This window comes from Winogradskyella psychrotolerans, from assembly GCF_018860545.1.
Taxonomy (GTDB): Bacteria; Bacteroidota; Bacteroidia; order Flavobacteriales; family Flavobacteriaceae; genus Winogradskyella; species Winogradskyella psychrotolerans_A.
Window position 1 is genome coordinate 82,682 of the sequence record NZ_JAHKPN010000026.1, and the last position, 22,297, is coordinate 104,978.

Sequence of the window (22,297 nt, forward strand, 5' to 3'; positions counted from 1 at the left end):
AAGATTAGTCTCTTTTAGATTTGTAAATGTCTTTGACAGCTACTTTACCCAAAATCATACACGAATCCACTTTCATATCAATATTAAGTTCAATTTTTGAAGCTGAATCTTTGTTTTCAATAATTACTTTTTGAGATTCAAAACCAAGATAGCTAATGACTAAAACATCTCCTATTTTAAGTTTTTCTGGAAAGGTGAAATTTCCGTCAAAATCAGTAGCAATGCCAACTGTCGTACCTTGTAAAACTACATTTGCGCCAGGAAGTGGTGAATCTCCTTCGGTTACATTACCTTTTACAATGATATTTTTTTCGAATTTAGTGGCTTTACGTTCAGATGTGTTTTGTTTTGGTTCAATCGTGTTTGTTGTGTTTTGCGCCTGTGAGGTAAAACTAGAGAAGAGTGCTACACAAGCTAATCCGATGCCACTTAGGAAACTTAATCGCTTATTGTTTTTCGGTTTTTTAGTGTATTCGCCTAACTGATTTTTGTTAAAACGACCACAGGTATTTTGAGTAGACTTGTTTTTAAAGAAAATGATAATTTCTTCTGCATTCATTTGCGTAAAGTCAATGACTTCTTTTTCGCATGAGCTGCAAAAACCACCTTTCTCAGTTGGTGAAAATTGATTAAAGTTTTCTGAACATGGTTTTTTAATGTCTAAGTTGAATTGATTCTGCATGATATAAAGTTTTAATGTTAGTATACCTCAAACTTAGGTATCAATTCAAGAATAGAAAACGAAGGTTTAGTTAACGCTGCTTTTTGATGCGTAACATAGCGCTTTCAGTTAGTTTGTAAAAAATAAAAAACCACTTTGAATTAACAAAGTGGTTTTAGTCTTGACTCTTAGATCTAAAAGCGAAGCGGTCATTTATCTATTTAATCATATAGCTACGCTGATTATTTTTGAAAGCACGTTTTTGTTATCCATATTTTAAAAAAAAATATGAGACAAAAATCTACTTACTTTAATAATTCATAACTACGCTTAATGAAGTTCGTTAACTCTTCTCCTTTTAATAGGCCTTGAGATAAACGTGCTAAATCTAAACTTTGCGTGATTAAACGCTCTTGTTTCTTTTTAGTTTTAGTTTCTAAAATTTCACCTACCAATGCTGAGTTCGTGTTTACGATAAGATTATGAATTTCTGGCATATTACCAAACATATTCATTCCTCCACCACCAGTTTGCTGCATCTCTTTCATTCTACGCATAAATTCTGGTTGTGTAATGATGAATGGAGAGGCATCGCTATCCATAGCTTCGAGTTGCACAGAGAATTTTTCAGAAGGAATTACTTCTTTTAAAAGTGTGTCTAATTCAGTTTGCTGCTCTTCTGTTAATTTAGAAATAGTGTTATCGTCTTTCTTAATTAAGTTATCAATATGATCTCCATCTACACGTGCAAAAGAAATATTTTCTTTAGTCGATTCTAGTTTCTGAATTAAATGTGATACAATTGGAGAATCTAATAATAACACTTCATAGCCTTTAGCTTTAGCTGCTTCAATGTAGCTATGTTGTTGGTCTTTATCAGAAGCATAAAGAATTACGAGCTTACCGTCCTTATCCGTTTGTGTTGCTTTTATTTTGTTGAAAAGCTCTTCATAGGTATAGAATTTACCATCAACTGTTGGATATAAGGCAAAAGCATCTGCTTTTTCAAAGAATTTTTCTTCAGATAGCATTCCGTATTCAATGACGATTTTAATATCATCCCATTTGGCTTCAAAATCTTCACGATTGGCGTTGAATAATGATTTCAACTTATCAGCTACTTTACGCGTGATGTAAGATGAAATTTTCTTTACAGCTCCATCAGCTTGCAAGTAAGAACGCGATACGTTTAATGGAATATCTGGTGAATCAATTACACCACGTAACATGGTTAAGAATTCTGGTACAATCCCTTCAACATTATCCGTTACATACACTTGGTTTTGATACAATTGAATCTTATCCTTTTGCATGTTCATATCGTTCGTCATCTTAGGGAAATACAAGATTCCTGTTAAGTTGAATGGATAATCTACATTTAAATGGATATTGAAAAGTGGCTCTTCAAATTGCATAGGATACAATTCTCTATAGAATCCTTTATAATCTTCAGGTTCTAATTCAGACGGTTGTTTGGTCCAAGCCGGATTTGGGTTGTTAATGATATTATCAACCGTAATTTGTTTATGTGGCTCCGTTGTTTCTTTTCCTTCAGCGTCTGTTGTGGTTTGTGGAGTAAAGTCTGGGTCGTTTACTTCCTTCGTTCCAAACTTAATTGGCACAGGCATAAACTTGTTATACTTATTTAATAACTCGCTGATTCTGTTTTCTTCTAAAAACTCAGTAGAATCTTCAGCAATATGAAGGATGATTTCTGTACCTCTAGTTTCCTTATCCGATGGTTCTAACGTAAATTCTGGAGACCCATCACATGTCCAATGTGCAGCTTCAGCACCAGTATGGGACTTAGTGATAATTTCAACTTTTTCTGCAACCATAAAAGCAGAGTAAAATCCAAGACCAAAGTGTCCAATAATTCCTGAATCTTTAGCAGAATCTTTATACTTGTCTAAGAATTCTTCTGCACCAGAAAAAGCGACTTGGTTAATATATTTTTCAACCTCTTCGGCAGTCATCCCTAAACCTTGGTCAATGATGTGAAGTTTTTTACCTTCTTTATCAATCTTTACTTCAATTATTGGGTTTCCGTATTCAGCTTTAGATTCGCCAATTTGAGTAAGGTGTTTTAATTTTAGTGTGGCATCTGTACCATTACTAATAAGCTCACGTAAAAATATTTCGTGATCGCTGTATAAGAACTTTTTAATTAGCGGAAAGATATTCTCTACCGATACATTAATACTTCCTTTTGTCATTTTTATGTGGTTTTTGTCATTCCTGCGAAGGCAGGAATCTAATTAATTATTGTTTTCATTACATTTTACTACTAGTCAAATAAAATACCAAGTCTTAAAATGTGACAAAGTGACACAAGTATTATGCATGCATAACGAATGTAAATTCTAATAAAAGTAAATTGTTTGAGATATCTTAAATTGCTAAACTAAATAATGAGTTTTCCGATATCTCGGGAACGAAAATAAATTCTCGATGTACAATTCTAAAATAATAGGCTTAGGTAAATATGTGCCAGATAATATTGTAACTAATGATGACTTGTCTAAGCTCATGGATACTAATGATGAATGGATACAAGAACGCACAGGTATTAAAGAACGTCGTTGGGTAGAAAAGGGTAGTGGTGATACTACAGCAACTATGGGCGTGAAAGCTGCTAAAATTGCAATAGAACGGTCGGGTTTAGATAAAGATGATATTGACTTCATCATTTTCGCCACCTTAAGTCCAGATATGTATTTTCCTGGTCCTGGCGTGCAAGTACAGCATGCTTTAGATATTAAAACCATTGGAGCTCTTGATGTTCGTAACCAATGTTCTGGATTTGTCTATGCGATGTCTGTTGCTGATAACTTTATTAAAACAGGGATGTATAAGAATATTCTTGTTATTGGAAGTGAATTACATTCTTTTGGTTTAGATAAAACGACAAGAGGTCGTGGAGTATCTGTAATATTTGGTGATGGAGCAGGAGCTGCAGTTTTAACTAGAGAAGAAGATAATAGTAAAGGTGTTTTATCAACCCATTTACATTCGCAAGGAGAACATGCTGAAGAATTAGTACTCATTGCTCCAGGAATGGGTAAACGTTGGGTCAGTGATATTTTAGCTGATAATGATCCTGATGATGTCAGTTATTTTCCACACATGAATGGACAATTTGTATTCAAAAACGCCGTGGTTCGTTTTAGTGAAGTGATTATGGAGGGTTTAATGAAAAACAAGCTTGAGGTTTCTGATATCGATATGTTAATTCCGCATCAAGCCAATTTAAGAATCTCACAATTTATACAGCGTAAGTTTAAGTTAAGCGATGATCAAGTATTTAACAATATACAGAAATACGGAAATACAACGGCAGCCTCTATTCCAATTGCATTAACTGAAGCTTGGGAAGAAGGTAAAATAAAAGAGGGAGATACCGTTGTATTAGCTGCTTTTGGTAGTGGCTTTACTTGGGGAAGTGTGATTATGAAGTGGTAAAAAAATCCCTTTAAAAAAAAGGGATCTCATGAAGTTTAAATCAAAATTATTGGTTAAAAATATTATATAAAAACGAGAAAGATTAATTATGAAAAATAACTTGGGATTTGTCGGATTTATTGCAATTATTTTTTTGACTTTTGGAATTACGTATTTAGATTTTGATAATTTAAATTTTGAAGATAATTACAAGGCATATGTAATGTTAATCGTCGGGATTTTATTGTTTTCTTTTGTGTTTTATGGACGTAAAAAGAACAGCAACGACTAAACCTCATTCTCAATGCACAAATTATTCCTCTTATTATTCCTAGCCCTTTGTTCACTCGCAAGTGTATGCGCCCAACAAAATGAGGTCTACATTAAAGCAGGTCATTTATACGACAGTGAACAAAATATAATAATAAAGAATAAAGTCATTCAAGTTAAAGGTAATACGATTGTATCTATTGGTGATTTTAATTCCATCCCAAAGCATGCTGAAATTTTAGATTTAACGGAGTATACAGTGCTTCCAGGACTTATTGATGCACATACACATGTTCTTTTTTCTCAAGATGCCACTGAAGATTTTTCAGAACATAGCATTCACTCACTCACCATGGAGAGTGATGCCATAAGGGCACTTAGAGGTTCAAAACGTGCGAAATCTTATTTAGACGTTGGAATCACAACAGTAAAAGAACTTGGTAATTCAGGATTGTTTTTAGATGTTGCGTTACGCGATGCTATAACTGAAGGTACTATTGAAGGACCACGTATTTTTGCATCAGGACCCATACTGGCAGCAACAGGAGGTCAAATTTATGGAGTGTCTCCAAAACATCAAGATCTCATCGATTTAGAATACCGGATTATAAGTGGTGTAGAAGATGCTAAAATTGCGGTTAGAGAACACGTGAATCAAAAGGTGGATCTTATTAAGATTTGTGCAGACAACATTCCGAACAATACACATTTATCCATTGCAGAAATGAAAGCGATTGTAGAAACTGCCAATGGGTATGATCTTACAGTAGTTGCACATTCTATCACCAATCAATCGGCATGGAATGCCATACAGGCTGGTGTCCATGGGATTGAACATGGTTTTAATTTAGCAGATTCTACATTAACTTTAATGGCTAATAAAAAGGTGTTTTTGGTCCCTACCGAAAATAGTAAAACCTATATGGAAACGTATAGCAACCTTGCAGGTTATGACGATGATGATTTAGGTTGGATAGCTAATTATTTAGCTAGAATGAAAAATAGGCTTGATAGGGCTATTGAAAAGGGAGTGACTATTGTGGCTGGTTCAGATAACTACACAGATATTGGTGGTACGCGTGGTGAATCTTCAAGAGATATGTTTCGGGCTTATTTTGAAGCAGGAATGAAACCTTTAGATATTCTACAATCCGCAACCTATACTTCTGCACTGAATTTAAATAAGCAAAATGAATTAGGTGTTCTTAAGCCTGGTGCAAAAGCAGATATTATTGCGGTTAAAGGAAATATAACTACCGATTTTATAACGACCATAAAAGACGTCGTATTTGTAATGAAAGATGGAGTTGTTTATGTAAGTAACCCTAAATAAACGCTTTTTAATTAAGAGTATTTGTATAAGCTGAATGAGATACCTTAGAAATTATTTTAAATCAATTTTATTTTTTTGCATTGCATTTTTTGTAATTGGGTGTAAAAATTATTACAACGAAACTATAAATTGGATTGATAATATCGAGCCTCATACCAATATAGAAATTGTAAAAGAGAGTCAACCAGAATTTGTTCGAATAGATTGGGGAGATCCTGAAAAAAAAGAAAATGAGAATTGGTATTATATTCAAGAAATAGATGGTAGTTACGATGTTTTAAGTATGTCACATATGCTGGTATTTATAGATAATGAGTTTGACAGTAGAGAGTCTCATAAATAGATGATTTGATAAATAACGATAATTATTTAATATAGTTAAAACTAAAAAAAGCCCAAACAATAACTCGTCTGGGCTTTTCAGCTATTAACCAACTTAACTAACACTATTATAAAAATTAATTTATAAATACGTTACTTAAAACTTATACTACATTAGACGTAGAAAGTCCAATTTTATTTCATGACTATTCTCTTTTAACGTGTATTTAACAGAAAACCCGAAACGCAAGTTTCGGGTTTTCTTTATTTAATAGTTAAGTACTAACACTAACCATCAAGACTTTTCTCAACTATTAAATGTTTTTTAGAACATGCCACCACCTTCTTTTACATCATTATCGCGCTGCTTTCTAGATTTAGCTCTGTATTTTCCACCACCAAAACGGTACGATAAACGTGCTGAGACTTGTTGACTTTCCCAGTTAAAACGTCCGTATTGTTCATAAGGTCTTTCGCTTTCAAATTCAGCATACATTGTATTAAAAATATCATTATAACTTAGACTGAAACTCGCTCTGTTTTCCATGAAACTATAACGCATGCCTAAATTTACCATGAGCATTTCGCTCATTTCAAATTGAATGTTTTTGCTTTTTCCACGGTACATTCCAAAAGCAGAAAAACTTAAACTCTTACTCACTTTAAAATTGTTAAATGCTCTTGCACTCCATGTAACATTATCTACTTCTACGGTGTTTAAAACAATATCTAGGTTGTTATCAAAAGATTCGGCCACACTTTTTTGAGTCTGAGAGAATAAATCGAAACTCGCATTCACGCTCCACCATTTCGTAGGACGATAATTTGAAGAAACCTCTAAACCATAAGAGGTGCTGTTGTCAAAATTCATGTTCGTCATTATTAAACGATTGATATCTGTACGGTCAATAAGTATGGCTTGTTGAATTTCATCTTCAATAATTCTATAAAACACACCAGCGGTTATACTTCCTTTTTCAAATTGTCTGGTGTAATTGGTTTCAATTGAATTTGTGAATTGCGGTCGTAGTTCTTGATTTCCAAATTGAGAAATTAATGGTGTACTCCATTCGGGTAATGGATTAACTTGTCCTATTCCAGGGCGATCAATTCTTCGGCTATAACTTAATTGATATGAGTTTTTTTCCGATGGAGTATATGTTACAAAGGCGGAAGGATACAATTCAAAGTAATCGTTTTCAAATGGTATATTTAATTCTTCATTAGATGCTAAATCTTTTTTAAAAGCGTCAGAACTTACATTTACCGTTTCAGCTCTTACACCAACTTGGTAACTCCATTTTTCTATGTTCTTTCCATAGGTAGCATAAGCAGAATAAATATCTCTTTGGTAATCAAAAAGTGTTGTTGTTGGAATGTAATCACCAAACGCATTAGTTTCACGGTTATTAGATTCATAGAAAATACTCGTGTCGAATAAACGGGCTTCCAAACCTAATTCTAATTTTGTTGATTCTGATATTGGGTTAACATAATCTAAGTTTATCGTAGTATTATCTCTATCGGTGTCCGTATCTTCTATGAAGTTAGGACGTTGAGAATTGTAAAATATATTGTTAGTGTCGCCTATACCTTCATAGGTGTTATAATCAACTTCAAGCTCTATATTATGACCTTCTTCATTAAAATCGTGCTTGTAATTAAAGTTGTATTGTTGTGAGTCATTAGTGGATTCACCATCCATATACTGAGACTCATTAAGACTTGGGTCAGCTAGGTATAAAATTTCAGAATTTACTATAGGCTTTCCATTGAATGTATTCTGATTCGTAAAGATAGAAATGGTATTTTTATCATTAAGATAGTAATCGACACCAACCTTAAACAAGTGAGATTTGTTATTATTTAAGATGTCGAAATTTTGCTGAATGTCTTGTTCAACTCTAGTAAAGCCTCCATTGTTAGCGTTTTTAACGATGCTATTACTGTAAGATCCGTAAAAATTGAATTTACCATTTCGGTAATTGGCATCAATAGAGCTATTAAATTTGGCCTCTATATCATGGGCTAAGCCGACATTTAAATTACCATTAAAACCAATTTGAGTGTTTTTATGTAGTACAATATTGATGATGCCACTCATACCTTCAGGATTATATTTTGCCGAGGGATTTGTAATCAACTCAATACTTTTAATAGAGGTTGAAGGAATTTGTTTCAATAACTGTTCTGCCGGAATATTAGATAATTTTCCATCTACCATAACGCGAACGTTTTGGTTACCACGTAAGCTAATAGCTCCAGATTGTTGATCTATGCTTACCGATGGTAAGTTGTTCATAAGCTCGCTTGCCGTTGCTCCAGCCGTTTGTAAATCTTTACCTATGGTAATGACTTTTCGGTCTACACGTTGCTGAATGGTAGAGACGTCTGCTACAACGGTAACTTCATCTAAACCTGTTGATTCTTCCTCGAGTTTGATGTCACCGAGGTTGGGTTTGTAGTTGCCCTTTCCTATTGTAATATTTTTGTCAATGGTTTTAAAACCTACAAATTGAATGGAAACAATAACTTTTCCTTCAGGGATATTTTCAATTTCAAAGGTGCCATCATCATTTGTAATACCTCCTGTAATTATTTTATTCGCCATATCTTTTATGACGATATTTACATAGGGTAACGGTTCATTTAATTCTGCATCAATAACGCGTCCGGAAACAGAACCGTTTTTAATATCAGAATTGGCGTTGGGTTGTGCACTTACAATAGTTGATGAGACCATTATAAGCATTAGTAAAAATTGTTTCATTTTTTTGGATTAATTTTTTGATTGATTGAACACTGATTTTAATAGTAGACGACTATATTTATGTTGTGTTACTCTAAATATTTTACTTAACATTATTTTAACATTATGAACAAAACAACATTAGTTATTGGAGCATCCTTAAAGCCCGAGCGCTATTCTAATATCGCTATAAAACGATTACGACGTTATAACCATGAGGTTAAAGCTTTTGGTTTGAAATCGGGTGAGGTTGATGGTGTATCTATTGATACAGAATTAATGCCATATAAAGGGATTGATACCGTAACATTGTATCTTAATCCACAACGTCAAAAACCGTATTATGATTATATAGTAGGGTTGCAGCCTAAGCGCGTCATTTTTAACCCAGGAACAGAAAATTCGGAATTTTACAACATTTTAGAGCAGCAAAACATTGATTATGAGGTGGCTTGCACGTTAGTGTTATTAGGTACCGGGCAATATTAATGTTTAATAAAAGATATTTTTGAATTGGTGAAATGCCCTATTTTATGACCCTGATTTAAACCTGCTTCTATGGCTGATCTATAGTGAATTCCACCATACAGTCGACTAATAGCCGCTTCTTGAGCTGCGGCTTGGAATGACGTAAAATTTCTTTGAGGCAAACCGTAGGGTATTTCTGTAGTATCTTCGAAATGAAAATTATTACCAAAAATTTCAGTTAAAACTTCTGATGCAGCACCAGAAACGACGGAATGACCACTTGTGTATTCTGGAAATGGCGGAGTTTGGAGTATGGGTGCCCACTCTGTGTCGATATATCTATTTATTAAAGTTTCCGGCCTTATAAGATTGCTTCGGTATTTTTCATCCCAACAGCTAATAAAACTATCAGCAATTGTTAAAGAGGTTTTAGTATAGGCGAAAACAGTTTTACTAAAATCTGCGTTAGACGTTTTACATGCTATTTTACAGATCCCTATCCAATGTGCACCTGGAGTTATCTTCTTCGCTGCGAACATATAATGTCCTTTATTTATGGATACAAACGGATTGCAATCCCAGAATTGAGCAATTTCGACTTCTGGAGACGTATCACTACTGTTGCGTATAGCATTGGTTGTATTATAAACTTCCATTAATTCAGAGTGGAATATACTGTTCGCTTCTAATGAAAATTTAGGATGGGGTTTCGGTTGAAATTGTGATGCAGAGTCTAAAATAAAAGGTCTTATTTTACTCCAGTGTGGCTCAATTCCGTTTGTATAAGCTGGTGGTGTTGGTTCCCATCGTGATGAATCTTGGCTGTAAATATTGTAGTTTGACATAACTCTGGTTTCATTATAGTGATCAGAATGCATCCATTTTAGAATTTGATTGGATATACCGATGCCATAGTTCTTAGATGTTATAAACTCTTTACGGTTCTTATTCTCATAGAGTGTATATAAGCTATCGCGATATAACAACATCAAATCCTTTGAGAAAACAAGTTCTTTAGCTACATCGATATACGCTATTAATGAGGCTAAATTTAAATTAACATTTGTAAGATCTGTCGTTGACTTAAGTCCTTTTAATTCATTTAATTGATTGCTTAAAGAGTTGTATGCTTTGCTGTCTTGATTTAATGTTTCGTAGGCGGCGATATTTGGATAAACATATATTCTGCTCGCTACAGGAGGGGAAAAAATATCCCTAATCATGATTTTAGTTAATTGATCTACGGCATTATGAAAATCACTAGATTTAATTTCAATAGGCTGTTGAGGTTGCTCGCAAGAAATAAAAATTAGAATTGTTAGTAAGAAAAGATAATGTGGGAATTTAAAGTTCATGCCTAATTTTGATAAGAATAAGTTTGTAATGTGTCGTTGTTAGATAGAATTAGAAGTAAGTTTTTATCTTTCATCTTAATACACTGGGTTTGTTTTATTTGTTCATTAAATGGTGCTATTCCATAATTAATGACTGAATTGAAGTTCGTTTCTCCTGAAGCTATTAGCCCTTTAAATGCACTGTAAGCTCCGTGGTAGGTGTTGACTCTGAATGAATTTCCTCCAACTAGAAGTTGATCCACTTTATTGATGTTAAAACTGTTGAAGGACGTAATTGGTGCTAATTGAAAAGCGTCAGGGAAATTGACAAATACATTAAATTGACCGTCATCATTTCTTAGATAGCCAGAAGCCAACAGGTCTACTTTAAGTTGAAGTGAAGCATTGATAGATTTGGTGTCAATTATTTGGTCTAAAGGTTTTCCAGCATAACTTTTATGATCAATAAAAAGTTTATTGATTGCATTCATTTGCGAAGCCATTTCATCTTTAGAATTTAAAGGATAATATTGCTCTTTTCTGTTATAGGCTAGTAAGCTTTCGGGTTTGCCATTGCCATCAAAGTCGAAGTGGTACAAATGAAGAGGACCATCGAAGTTAAGGCTGAATTTAGTGTTTAAACCCCAATTTCCTAATAATATATCTTCGTCACCATCATTATCAAAATCAAAAGTTGAAACCGTTTGCCATAAGCCATGAAGCTCATCAGGTAAGCTTAAAGGCTTTAATTGGCCGTTCTTATTAATGTAAACTTTTGGTGCATCCCATTCCGTAGCAATAAGCAAGTCGTCAGTATTGTCATTGTTAATGTCTTTCCAAATAGCTTGATTTACTTTTGTATTTAGTTTGAAATTAAGGTCTATACTGAAATTGCCAGAACCATCATTTTTTAAAAGATGAGAAGGCACGGGAGGACCAAAATCTTCTGAATGCGCTAAATTACCAACAAACAAATCCATGTCCCCATCATTGTCATAGTCATTTGCCGCTACTGAAGTAGAGATAAATGTGTTGCTAGGAATTTTATTTTTTGTTCTTTTAAATACACCGTTTTCATTAAGATATAATCTGTTTTCTTGTAGTGCTATAATTTTGTGTTCGTTAACACCAGAGGCGATGTATAAATCTAAATCTCCATCGTTATCAGCATCAAAAAACACGGCATCGTTATCTTCATAATTAGAATCATTAATAAAAGCTTCCTGGTGTGAAATAGTGAAACCTTTTCCTGAATTCATGTATAATTTAGCAGGTTGTCCTGAGCTGTTTCCTATAAATACATCTTCAAATCCATTACCGCTAATATCTGCGACGGCTAGGGCTGGACCTAGATTAGATACCTTATAAGGAATTAATTTTTCTTCCACAAAATCATTGTAACTATCTTCTTTATGTGTAAAATCGATTAGGTTTTCTTTGGTGAATAAAGGTGGCTTATTTTCTTGAGTAGAATACTTGTAAATATTTAAGCTGTCTTGATAGGTTATAGATACCGTTTGATTTATAGTGGGATTGGTAATGGTTGAATAAGTGTTATTAGGCCATATGGTAACGATAGAGTCTATTTGAGTAGCGTTGGCAAGTCCAAAATGCAGTCGACTTTCTACGGAGGACAAAAAACCTCTAGATTTGAAAACCTGTTTTAGTTGTTTTTGTCTATTGCTGTAGACTATAGCTTTTGTGCCTATTCCTTCTATATTATTCCCTTTATAATGAAATTTAAGAGTTATATGATTATGAGAACCGTTAGTTTTATTTTCGTAGATATTGGCGGTGTGTCCGAAATTATTAGTGACAAGATCTAAATCTCCATCGCGATCTAAATCGACATAGATAGCTCCATTTGAAAGATTGGGTTCGGCTTCAATCCACTGACCTGTCCGATTCTTAAATCTTTTAGCATCACCTTCAAATACTTCGTTAGGAATTTCACCACTTTTCATTTCAGAGATAGAATTGTAGAGCCATTGAATGCCTTCTTTTTCTGATCTCCCTTTAAATGCGCTTGCAACATATTTTTTAAAATCTAAGTCATTTGGTCTTTTCTGTATGCCATTAGATATAAATAAATCTTGATACCCATCATTATTTAAATCCGCAAATAACGGAGACCAGCTCCAATCAGTGTTGGCTACTGTATTTAGAAACGCAGTTTCTGTAAAATAACTGCCGCTAGTATTCATTTGAAGCATATTTCTTGAAAATTGATCTTTATAGCCTAATTTTTTTAAACGTAGTTGTACGTTAAACATGGATTCGTCTCCTTCAGTTTCTTTTATAGTTCTTTCATCTTTTGGTAGCATATCAAGTGTTATAATGTCTTGGTAGCCGTCGTTATTTATGTCTGCAGCATCGCTACCCATTGAAAACCTGCTGATTGCAGAGAAATTGTCTTTTAGTTTTTCTGTGAAAGTTCCGTCTTGGTTGTTTATGTAGTAGTAGTCATCTTCATGAAAATCGTTACACACATAGATATCATCCCATCCGTCATTATTATAATCAGCTATAGCAGCACTGAGTCCGTAGCCATTAATTCCGCCATAGATATTGGCGGAGTCACTCACGTCAACAAATTTGCCGTTACGGTTATTAAGTAGTACATCTCCTACATATGGAGCTTTCTTATGTCTTAATGACGCTTCACAATGATTAAGTGTGGTATGAACGGCATGGTTTACAAGATATACATCAAGATCATTGTCTTTATCGTAATCGAAAAAGTATGCCTGTGTAGAATACCCTTTAAAATCTAGCCCATATGCTTCTGATTTTTCTGTAAAGGTGTTGTCGCCGTTATTAATAAATAGTTCGTTGTGCCCTGTGAAATCTAAAAAACCAGATACTGCACAAACGTAGATGTCAAGATAGCCATCGTTATTAATGTCAATCATAGTTACACCGGTGTTCCAACTAGCTTTGCCTTCGCAATTCGAAGATTTGGATATGTCTTCGAATTTCAAGTTTCCTTTATTGAGATAGAGTTTATTTTTACCCGTATTTGAAACGAAATATAAATCAGGTAAACCGTCATTGTTAATGTCTCCTGAGGCGACACCACCACCATTATAGTAATAAATATAATTTATGATGTTGAGGTCGGCATCTTCAATTAAAATGTTAGAGAAATCTACTTTTGATTCTTTTGGGCTAACAAGGGTGAAGAGGTAATCGTTGAGCTTGGTTGTTGTGTTAGTATCATTAGAACAACTTACGGCCAAAATATAAGCCACAGCAATTACAATAGTTTTATTCATTAATGTTAAGGGTTTGTTAATGTTTCAAAAATATGAATATTAACATATTTTAACAATTTTAATGGATATAAAGTGTTAAATAAGGTGATATCTATTTATTATGTGTTTATTTTTAACATTTATGTAATTTTTTTTGTATTATTTTGTTTTTTTAATAAAGAAGACTCCTAGAAACATAAGCAAGCCATTAATAATTAAGATTTCAAAGCCAATTTCATAGCCATTAAATAATTCTTTAGAATATAAGTTTAAGATGTATGAAATGAGAGGTGCTACTATCGCAATAATCCATATCAACTTATCTTTAATTTGGTATTTGGTCATTAGTCCAAAAGCAAATAGCCCTAATAACGGACCATAGGTGTACCCGGCAGCTTTAAAAAGTTCCCAAATCACAGAGACATCTTTAAAAATTAAATCGAATAACAAGATGACTAAAACCAGGACGGCACTAAAGCCAATATGAACGCGTTTTCTTAAACCTTTTCTTGTTGTCTCAGGTTTGTTTTCAATATCTAAAATGTCGAAACAAAATGATGTGGTTAAAGAGGTTAAAGCAGAATCTGCACTAGAATAAGCAGCAGCAATTAAGCCCAATAGGAAGAAAGCTGAGGTCACAATGCCTATTTCAGGAAGCATGGCTATGGTTGGAAATAAGTCATCTTTAGTTGCGGTAATGCCGTTGGTAGCTGCATATTGCGTTAACATTAATCCAAGGACTAAGAAAAGTATGTTGACAAAAATTAAAACAATACTAAACGTTACCATGTTCTTCTGAGCATCTTTTAGATTACGACAGGTTAAATTCTTTTGCATCATATCTTGGTCTAAACCTGTCATAGTGATAGTGATGAAAATTCCAGATAAAAAGCTCTTCCAAAAATATTGTGAATCATTGCCATCTTCGAAAAAGAACACCTTACTGAGATTACTTTCTTTAGTATAGGTTATAATTTCACCAATACTATTTAAATCTAATGCTGAAGCTAAAAATACAATGGTGACCACAACGGAGACTAACATAAATAACGTCTGAAGCGTATCGGTGAAGATGATGGTTTTTATACCTCCTTTAAAGGTGTAAAGCCAAATTAAAGCAATAGTAATTATTACGGTTATGGCAAATGGAATATCAAACAAATCAAACACTAAAAGCTGTAGCACTTTAGCTACCAAAAACAAACGAAATGCAGCACCAACGGTTCTAGAGATAAGAAAAGCAACCGAACCTGTTTTGTAACTTACAATCCCAAAACGGTCTTTTAAATACGTATAAATTGACGTAAGATTTAGTCTGTAATAAAGCGGTAATAATACGTAGGCTATAATTAAATATCCAAAAAAGTAACCAAAAACGACTTGTAAATAGCCGAATTGTTTAGCTTCAATAGCACCAGGAACAGAAATAAAAGTCACTCCCGACAATGATGCTCCAATCATTCCAAAAGCTACCAAATACCATGGAGCCGATTTATTGGCCTTAAAAAAAGCAGCATTTGAATCTTCTTTTCCTGTAAAATATGAGATCAAAATAAGTAACCCAAAGTAGCATACAATTAAAAGGAGGATTGATGTTGGTGACATGATAGTAAGATTTTTAGTATAATTTATGAAAGTAATATATTTCAAAAAATAAGACTGTCTTTAAATAGAATTAATTATTAAAAATAATATAGTAAGTGTTAATTTACTTAAAAATAGACTTTTAAAACAACTCCATTTTTATGTCTAAAAATCTTTACCTTCGCAGCTATGGAATTTTCATCAAAACTCTTAGAAAACGCAGTTAACGAAATGTCGCAATTACCAGGGATAGGTAAGCGTACGGCCTTGCGATTGGTTTTGCATTTGTTACGTCAGCCAGATAGTCAAACCTTTCAATTGGCTAATGCATTAACAAAGGTGAGGGCGGAAATTAATTTTTGTAAATCGTGCCATAATATTAGTGATACGGTGTTGTGTGAAATATGTTCAAACCCAAACCGGAATAGCGAATTAATTTGTGTCGTTGAAGACATAAGAGACGTCATGGCTGTAGAAAACACGAGTTCTTTTAAGGGTTTGTATCATGTTTTAGGAGGTAAAATATCTCCAATGGATGGTATTGGTCCTCAAGATTTAAATATTTCGTCCTTAGTTGAAAAAGTAAAAACAGGCAAAGTGAAAGAATTAATTTTTGCCATGAGTCCAACGATGGAAGGTGATACTACAAACTTCTATATCTTCCGACAGATACAAGATTATAAGGTGGCAACATCAACTATTGCAAGAGGTGTTGCAGCAGGAAACGAATTAGAATATACAGACGAAATTACTTTAGGACGCAGTATTGTAGATCGTGTGCCTTTTGAAGCATCTTTAAAATCATAATGTAATAGTGAAACTGTCTGTCATCATATTAAATTATAATGTACGCTACTTTTTAGAATTATGTCTAAAAAGTGTGGAAGCTGCCATTGCTCATATTGATGCAGAAATTATAGTTATAGATAATAATTCACCTGACGATAGTTGTGCTATGGTGAAGCAATTATTTCCTTTAGTAAAATTAATTGAGAATAAAGATAACTCAGGGTTTTCAAAAGGAAACAATATAGGAGTCGCTCAGGCTAAAGGAGAGTATTTGTGTATTCTTAATCCAGATACTGTATTGGCTGAAGATACATTCACTAAACTTATAAAGTTTACAGAAACTAAAAAAAATCTTGGTATTGTAGGTTGTCAGCTTATCGATGGAAAAGGTAAATTTCTTCCTGAAAGCAAACGTCATATTCCTACACCAAAAGTGTCCTTAAAAAAAGTATTAGGCCGTAGTAATGATTATTACGCAAATCATGTCGATATTGAAGACACAGGAAAAGTAGATATTTTAGTTGGAGCTTTTATGTGGTTAAAAAAAGACGTGTATAACGCTGTAGGTGGTTTTGATGAAGACTATTTTATGTACGGTGAAGATATTGATTTGTCATATAAAGTACTAAAAGCAGGATATGATAATTTTTACTTTGGAGCCACAACTGTTATTCATTTTAAAGGAGAGAGCACATTAAAAGATGCTCAGTACGCGAAACGGTTTTACGGAGCGATGCAGATTTTTTATAAAAAGCATTTTAAGCAGAATTTTGTGTTTAATACCGTTGTTTGGATTGGTATTAAAATGGCACAGCTCATGCGAAAGAGTCCTGTTGAAGACGTCATAAAGTTGAAGGCCTCTTATTTATATTCAACTGATTTTGATAATACATTACTTAAACTATTACCAAAACCAACGCAAATTGAAACAGTAATACAAGAAGAGGTTAAAGATTGTAGTATGCTTGTATATGATTTTAATAGCTTGACTTCGAGTGCGGTAATTGTGGATATGAAACAAAAATCGATGCAAGAAAATATTGTTTTTAGATTTATTCCAAAAAACAGTAAATTTATCATCGGAAGTGACAGTGCAATCAATAGAGGTGAAGTGCTTCATTTCTAATCTGTATTTGTTGAATAAAAATCAGCAAAACAGCGATTTTTTTAGTAATTTTGCACGCGATTAGCGAATAACGACCTACAAATTATAGATATGGCAAAGTTTGAACTTAAGTTACCTAAAATGGGAGAGAGTGTTGCAGAAGCAACCATAACCTCATGGCTTAAAGATGTTGGAGATACAATTGAGGCAGATGAAGCTGTTTTAGAGATTGCGACAGATAAAGTAGATAGTGAAGTCCCAAGTGAAGTCGATGGTATTTTAGTAGAAAAACTATTTGACGTTGATGATGTTGTGCAAGTCGGACAGACCATTGCAATCATTGAAACTGAGGGTGAAGAAACGGTAGAAGTGAAAACTCCTGCGGCAGAACCAGAATCGGTTGCTGAGCCAGTGGAGCCAAAAGTTGTGGCAGAAGTGGCGCAAACGGTTGTGGCAGCAAAAGCATCAGTAGAACCTGTTGTGTCTTCTGAAGATCGTTTTTATTCTCCATTAGTAAAAAACATAGCTAGGCAAGAAGGTATTTCTCAAGCAGAATTAGATACCATTCTTGGAACAGGAAAAGACGCTCGTGTAACTAAAAATGATATTAAAGCGTATTTAGAATCTCGTAGTTCTGCACCAAGTCCTGAACCTGCAGTAGAAAATGTAGCAGAACCTATATCAGCCACTAAGAGTGGTGATACGAAAACGCTAGATGCTGAGCGTAGTCGAAATTCAATCGAAGAAACTAAGAGTGATGCAACGTCAGCTCAAGAAAAGCCAAAAGCTGAAAAGCTTGCGGACAAACCGGCTGAAAAGCCAATTTCAGTTTCAGGAGGAGATGAGGTTATTGAAATGACCAGAATGGGGAAACTCATTTCAAAATATATGGTAGATTCAGTACAAACCTCTGCACACGTGCAGTCGTTTATTGAGGCTGATGTTACTAATATTTGGAACTGGAGAAAGAAAGTTAAAGATGGCTTTGTGAAGCGTGAAGGGGAAAACTTAACCTTTACCCCAATTTTTATGGAAGCGATTACTAAAGCGTTGAAAGATTTTCCGATGATGAATATTTCTGTTCAAGGAGGTAAAATCATTAAAAAGAAAGTGATTAATGTTGGTATGGCAGCCGCTTTACCTGATGGTAATTTAATTGTTCCGGTTATTAAAAACGCTGATCAGTTAAATTTATACGGTATGGTAAAACGTGTCAACGATTTAGCTAATAGAGCGCGTTTAGGGAAATTAGATCCAGATGATATACAAGGTGGAACTTATACTGTAACCAATGTTGGTACATTTGGTAGTATTATGGGAACACCAATTATTAATCAACCACAAGTTGGTATTTTAGCTTTAGGTGCTATTCGAAAAACACCGGCTGTTATTGAGGGACCAGAAGGAGATTATATTGGTATTCGTTTTAAAATGTACTTATCGCACTCATACGATCATCGCGTTGTAAACGGAGCGCTTGGAGGACAATTTGTAAAAGCTGTAAAAGATTATTTGGAAGCTTGGGATATGGATAGAGAAATATAATAATGTCTAAAAAACTAATTGATAATAAAACGAAAGCCAAACTTGTTGAAGTAGGTGAAGTTATATTATATTGGATAGGTGGTATTATACTTATATCTGTTGCGTCTACAATTCTTTATTATTTAGTCGTATTAGTTTTGTTATTTGTAACCTAAAAAATTAGCTTAAAATTATAGAAAAAGCACAGTTTAGAACGGTGCTTTTTTTATATAGTATAGGTTAGTTAGGTACTTCGAAGTGTAAAGCACCTTTGTTTTATGAAGGTTTTTTCACAAGATTAGATGCTAGTGTTTTTATAAACTCGTTAACCTTATACGGTTTAACAATAGAGTCATTGAATTGGGCGCTTTTAAAACGGTTGTCTTGTTCGTCTTGTGTTACAGCTGTTAGCGCAATTACAATAACAGGTTTTTGAAGTTTACGGAGTTCTTTTGTTGCTTCAATACCATCCATTATAGGCATATGAACATCCATTAAAACTAAATCATAATCCGTTAGCATAATTTTGTCTATACCTTCTTGACCATTAGTAGCAATATCTACAATAATGTCATGGCTTTCCAATGTTTTTTTAGTTACCATAAGATTAATTCTATTGTCATCTACAACTAATATTTTTTTGCCACGAAGTATCTCGATTGAAACATCATCATGAGTGTCTTTGCTTACATGATTCTTTTGTGTAATTCCGAATGTTATATCAAAGAAGAAATTTGAACCTTCGTTAACGACACTTTCTAGTTGAATATTAGACTTCATGTCTATGAGTAATTTTTGCACAATAGTAAGTCCTAAACCAGAGCCTTGAATATCTCCCTCGTTTTTAAGTTGTCCAAATTCCTCAAAGATTTTTTTCTGGTCGGCTATCGGGATTCCAAGACCATTGTCTTTTACTTCGAATTTAAGTTTTATGTCTTTTTCTTTAATGTCTAATAAGCTTACAATTAGTTCTACTTTCCCGTTAGAAGTAAACTTTAAAGCGTTACCCAATAAATTGATGAGTACTTGAGACATTTTAGTTTGATCTCCCGTTATCCAATTTGGAATTTTAGGGTTTAAAGTTATAATGAGTTCATTGTTGGTTTGTCTAGTTAAATATTCTAATGATTCTTTAATATTATTGAGAAAATCTTTGAGATGAAACGGCTTCGATTCGAACTTGATTTTTTCATCAGAATCCATCTTATTTAAGGTAAGTACATCGTTTACGAGGTTTAATAGGTAATCTGCTGAAAACTTCAAAGATTGCAACTCGGTTTTGTGAGACTTTAAGTTGCTGTCATTATTTAGTACGGTGCTTAATCCAATGATACCATATAATGGAGTGCGAAGTTCATGGCTCATAGTAGAGAGAAAACGAGATTTGGCTTCTGCTAATTTTTCAGATTCTAACTTCGCCTCTAAGTATTCTTGATTTTTAAGTTTTAATTCAATGTTTAGTTTCCTTCTGTTTTTTGTGACTTTTAAAAGGTAAGACAAGAGACTAAGGAGAATAAGAGAAACGATGGCGCTGAAGATTAATAATTTTCTGTGAGTCTCTGACTTTTCAATTATTAACTCATTTCTAAGAGCTTCAGTTTTTAGTTCTTCTTGTTTTCGTGAATTTTCAAGGCTAGTTTTAAGCGTTTTTGCCGATTTTTCAATTTCTAATTTGCTTTGAGCAACTGAAAGACTGTCTTTTATTTTACCTATTTCATAGGCTTTTTTGTAATCCCCTTTTTGGGAAAGGCACTCAATATAACCATGGTAACCTTTTTTTAATACTTCAGTGTGGTTAGATTCTTTTGCCAAATCAATAGCTTCCTGGTAGTAAATAGAAGCTAATTGATAGTCTTTCTCTTGAAATGCATAATGCGCTTTAAATAGGTTGATTCCGGCTAGTCCAACTATAAATGTTTTTGGAGCATATTTTTCTGCGGCTTTTAAATAAGGCGTGGAGCCTTTGTAATCGTTTAAGTATTCTAAGTATATTTCTGTAATATTATAATTGAGGATAAAAAGACGCGTTTCATCATTTGTTTCTGTGGCAAGAGGTAAAGCTGTTTTGAGTGAATTAAGGGCCTCGTCTATTTTATTAAAGGTTAAATATATGTTTCCGAGATCAATTTGCGAGCCTAGTATAATATTAGAATCATTCAGTTCTTTTCCAAGCGCTATATTTTTGTTGGCATATTCCAAGGATCTAACCGAATCATTCAATCGCATATAAGAATTTGCAATGTAACTTCGTATTTCTGCGACTTTCTCAGGATATTTATTGATTTCTTTGTATTCGATTAGACGTTTTGCCTTAATGATAGTTGAGCTATAATCTTCTTTATAGAAGTCTGCCATCATTAAGCTTTTAATAGAATCAATATGAGCAGTGACTTTAGTTTCAGTTGCGTTTAAAATGTCATCAGGATTAGTCTCATTTTTTTGTGTATAACTGCTGTTGTGTAAGACAATGAATGTTAGGGTAAGTAGTAAAATTCGCATTTGAGTTCGGTAAGGTGTTTAAATATCGGTTAAAATATTAAAAGGATAAAATTTATTTTAATTACTTATTTATATTTATCGTGTTGACATGTATAAATGTCTTTAGCTTATTTACTTACCGATTAGGACTTTCTTAAAGAATCTGAGTACCTTTGTAAAAAAATAATTTAGAATGCAACTCAACCTAACAAAGCCCATCTGTTTTTTCGATTTAGAAACTACAGGTATTAATATTTCAAAAGATAGAATCGTAGAAATTTCCATTCTTAAAGTGTATCCAGATGGAAAGGAAGAAGCTAAAACTTGGGTGGTAAATCCTGAAATGCCAATTCCTGCAGAGGTGACTGCAATTCATGGTATTTCAGATGCAGATGTTGCAGATAAGCCAACGTTTAAAGACTTATCTAAGGAGATCTATAATCTAATTAAAGATTCTGATTTAGGTGGCTTTAATTCTAATCGTTTCGATATTCCATTATTGGCAGAAGAATTGTTGCGCGCAGAGGTTGATTTCGATATGAAGAATACCCAATCTGTAGATGTGCAAACCATATTCCATAAAATGGAACAACGTACATTGGTGGCAGCTTACAAATTTTATTGCGATAAAAATTTAGATGATGCACATAGCGCAGAGGCAGACACTAAGGCTACATATGAAGTTTTAAAAGCACAATTAGATCGTTATGACGACTTAGAAAATAATACCAAGTTTTTAGCTGAATTTAGCTCACGTAAAAAATTTGCAGATTTTGCTGGTTTCTTAATCTTTAATAAAGAAGGTGAAGAATGTTTTTCATTTGGAAAACATAAAGGAAAACGTGTGTTAGATGTTTTAGAAAAAGAACCCGGTTATTTTGGTTGGTTGCTAAATGCTGATTTTCCATTATACACCAAAAAGGTATTAACAGCTATTAAACTGCGTCAGTTTAATAATAAGTTGAGTTAATTGTGATCCCAGCGAA

General features: G+C 33.6%; 17 protein-coding genes. 10 read left to right on the plus strand and 7 right to left on the minus strand.

The features are described 5' to 3' along the window. Positions 1-4: 4 nt before the first annotated feature. Together KO515_RS09840 and htpG are read right to left on the minus strand one after the other, a co-directional pair. Entirely contained in the window at positions 5-682 is a 678-nt protein-coding gene (locus tag KO515_RS09840; protein ID WP_215936191.1) for a carboxypeptidase-like regulatory domain-containing protein, read from the minus strand. Positions 683-966: 284 nt separating this feature from the next. Then, positions 967-2,877, minus strand: coding sequence for a molecular chaperone HtpG (gene htpG / locus KO515_RS09845; protein WP_215936192.1), 1,911 nt, complete (start codon positions 2,875-2,877; stop codon positions 967-969). A 235-nt stretch (positions 2,878-3,112) separates the two neighbouring features. Here htpG and KO515_RS09850 point away from each other — a divergent pair, with 235 nt between their 5' ends. From KO515_RS09850 to KO515_RS09865, 4 genes are all read left to right on the plus strand, one after another. Continuing rightward, positions 3,113-4,123, plus strand: a complete 1,011-nt coding sequence (locus KO515_RS09850) for a 3-oxoacyl-ACP synthase III family protein (RefSeq protein WP_215936193.1) — start codon at positions 3,113-3,115, stop codon at positions 4,121-4,123. A gap of 88 nt (positions 4,124-4,211) precedes the next feature. Further along, the gene (locus KO515_RS09855; protein ID WP_215936194.1) at positions 4,212-4,394 is read left to right on the plus strand and encodes a hypothetical protein; all 183 of its coding nucleotides are present in this window, start codon (positions 4,212-4,214) and stop codon (positions 4,392-4,394) included. Positions 4,395-4,406: 12 nt separating this feature from the next. Beyond that, the gene (locus tag KO515_RS09860) at positions 4,407-5,705 is read left to right on the plus strand and encodes a metal-dependent hydrolase family protein (RefSeq protein ID WP_215936195.1); all 1,299 of its coding nucleotides are present in this window, start codon (positions 4,407-4,409) and stop codon (positions 5,703-5,705) included. Between the two features lie 34 nt (positions 5,706-5,739). Beyond that, complete coding sequence (locus KO515_RS09865) at positions 5,740-6,048, plus strand: hypothetical protein (protein ID WP_215936196.1); 309 nt, start codon at positions 5,740-5,742, stop codon at positions 6,046-6,048. Between the two features lie 303 nt (positions 6,049-6,351). Here the strand turns inward: KO515_RS09865 and KO515_RS09870 are convergent, their stop codons facing one another. Beyond that, entirely contained in the window at positions 6,352-8,796 is a 2,445-nt protein-coding gene (locus KO515_RS09870; RefSeq protein WP_215936197.1) for an outer membrane beta-barrel family protein, read from the minus strand. A gap of 105 nt (positions 8,797-8,901) precedes the next feature. Between KO515_RS09870 and KO515_RS09875 the strand changes: the two genes are divergently transcribed. After that, positions 8,902-9,264: a CoA-binding protein gene (locus tag KO515_RS09875; protein WP_215936198.1), complete on the plus strand. Its 363-nt coding sequence runs from the start codon at positions 8,902-8,904 to the stop codon at positions 9,262-9,264. Here the strand turns inward: KO515_RS09875 and KO515_RS09880 are convergent. From KO515_RS09880 to KO515_RS09890, 3 genes are all read right to left on the minus strand, one after another. After that, a complete protein-coding gene (locus KO515_RS09880; RefSeq protein ID WP_215936199.1) occupies positions 9,261-10,598 on the minus strand; it encodes a vanadium-dependent haloperoxidase in 1,338 nt (445 codons plus the stop codon). The genes KO515_RS09875 and KO515_RS09880 overlap by 4 nt on opposite strands. Before the next feature lie 2 nt (positions 10,599-10,600). Next, positions 10,601-13,852 carry a VCBS repeat-containing protein gene (locus KO515_RS09885; RefSeq protein WP_215936200.1) on the minus strand — a complete coding sequence of 1,084 codons (3,252 nt, stop codon included), beginning with the start codon at positions 13,850-13,852 and terminating at the stop codon, positions 10,601-10,603. 138 nt (positions 13,853-13,990) lie between these two features. Next, on the minus strand, positions 13,991-15,436 hold the full coding sequence (locus KO515_RS09890; protein WP_215936201.1) for a sodium:solute symporter: 1,446 nt from the start codon (positions 15,434-15,436) through the stop codon (positions 13,991-13,993). Between the two features lie 168 nt (positions 15,437-15,604). Between KO515_RS09890 and recR the strand changes: the two genes are divergently transcribed. From recR to KO515_RS09910, 4 genes are all read left to right on the plus strand, one after another. Further along, the gene (recR, locus tag KO515_RS09895) at positions 15,605-16,222 is read left to right on the plus strand and encodes a recombination mediator RecR (RefSeq protein WP_215936202.1); all 618 of its coding nucleotides are present in this window, start codon (positions 15,605-15,607) and stop codon (positions 16,220-16,222) included. Positions 16,223-16,229: 7 nt separating this feature from the next. Further along, positions 16,230-17,330 (plus strand): glycosyltransferase family 2 protein, encoded by a 1,101-nt coding sequence (locus KO515_RS09900; RefSeq protein WP_215936203.1) that lies wholly within the window; start codon positions 16,230-16,232, stop codon positions 17,328-17,330. A gap of 90 nt (positions 17,331-17,420) precedes the next feature. Next, entirely contained in the window at positions 17,421-18,854 is a 1,434-nt protein-coding gene (locus KO515_RS09905) for a dihydrolipoamide acetyltransferase family protein (RefSeq protein ID WP_215936204.1), read from the plus strand. A 2-nt stretch (positions 18,855-18,856) separates the two neighbouring features. Next, the gene (locus tag KO515_RS09910) at positions 18,857-19,009 is read left to right on the plus strand and encodes a hypothetical protein (protein WP_215936205.1); all 153 of its coding nucleotides are present in this window, start codon (positions 18,857-18,859) and stop codon (positions 19,007-19,009) included. A gap of 100 nt (positions 19,010-19,109) precedes the next feature. Here the strand turns inward: KO515_RS09910 and KO515_RS09915 are convergent, their stop codons facing one another. Continuing rightward, positions 19,110-21,332 (minus strand): tetratricopeptide repeat-containing hybrid sensor histidine kinase/response regulator, encoded by a 2,223-nt coding sequence (locus KO515_RS09915; RefSeq protein WP_215936206.1) that lies wholly within the window; start codon positions 21,330-21,332, stop codon positions 19,110-19,112. A 172-nt stretch (positions 21,333-21,504) separates the two neighbouring features. Here KO515_RS09915 and KO515_RS09920 point away from each other — a divergent pair, with 172 nt between their 5' ends. Continuing rightward, positions 21,505-22,281, plus strand: coding sequence for a 3'-5' exonuclease (locus KO515_RS09920; protein ID WP_215936207.1), 777 nt, complete (start codon positions 21,505-21,507; stop codon positions 22,279-22,281). Positions 22,282-22,297 lie beyond the last annotated feature (16 nt).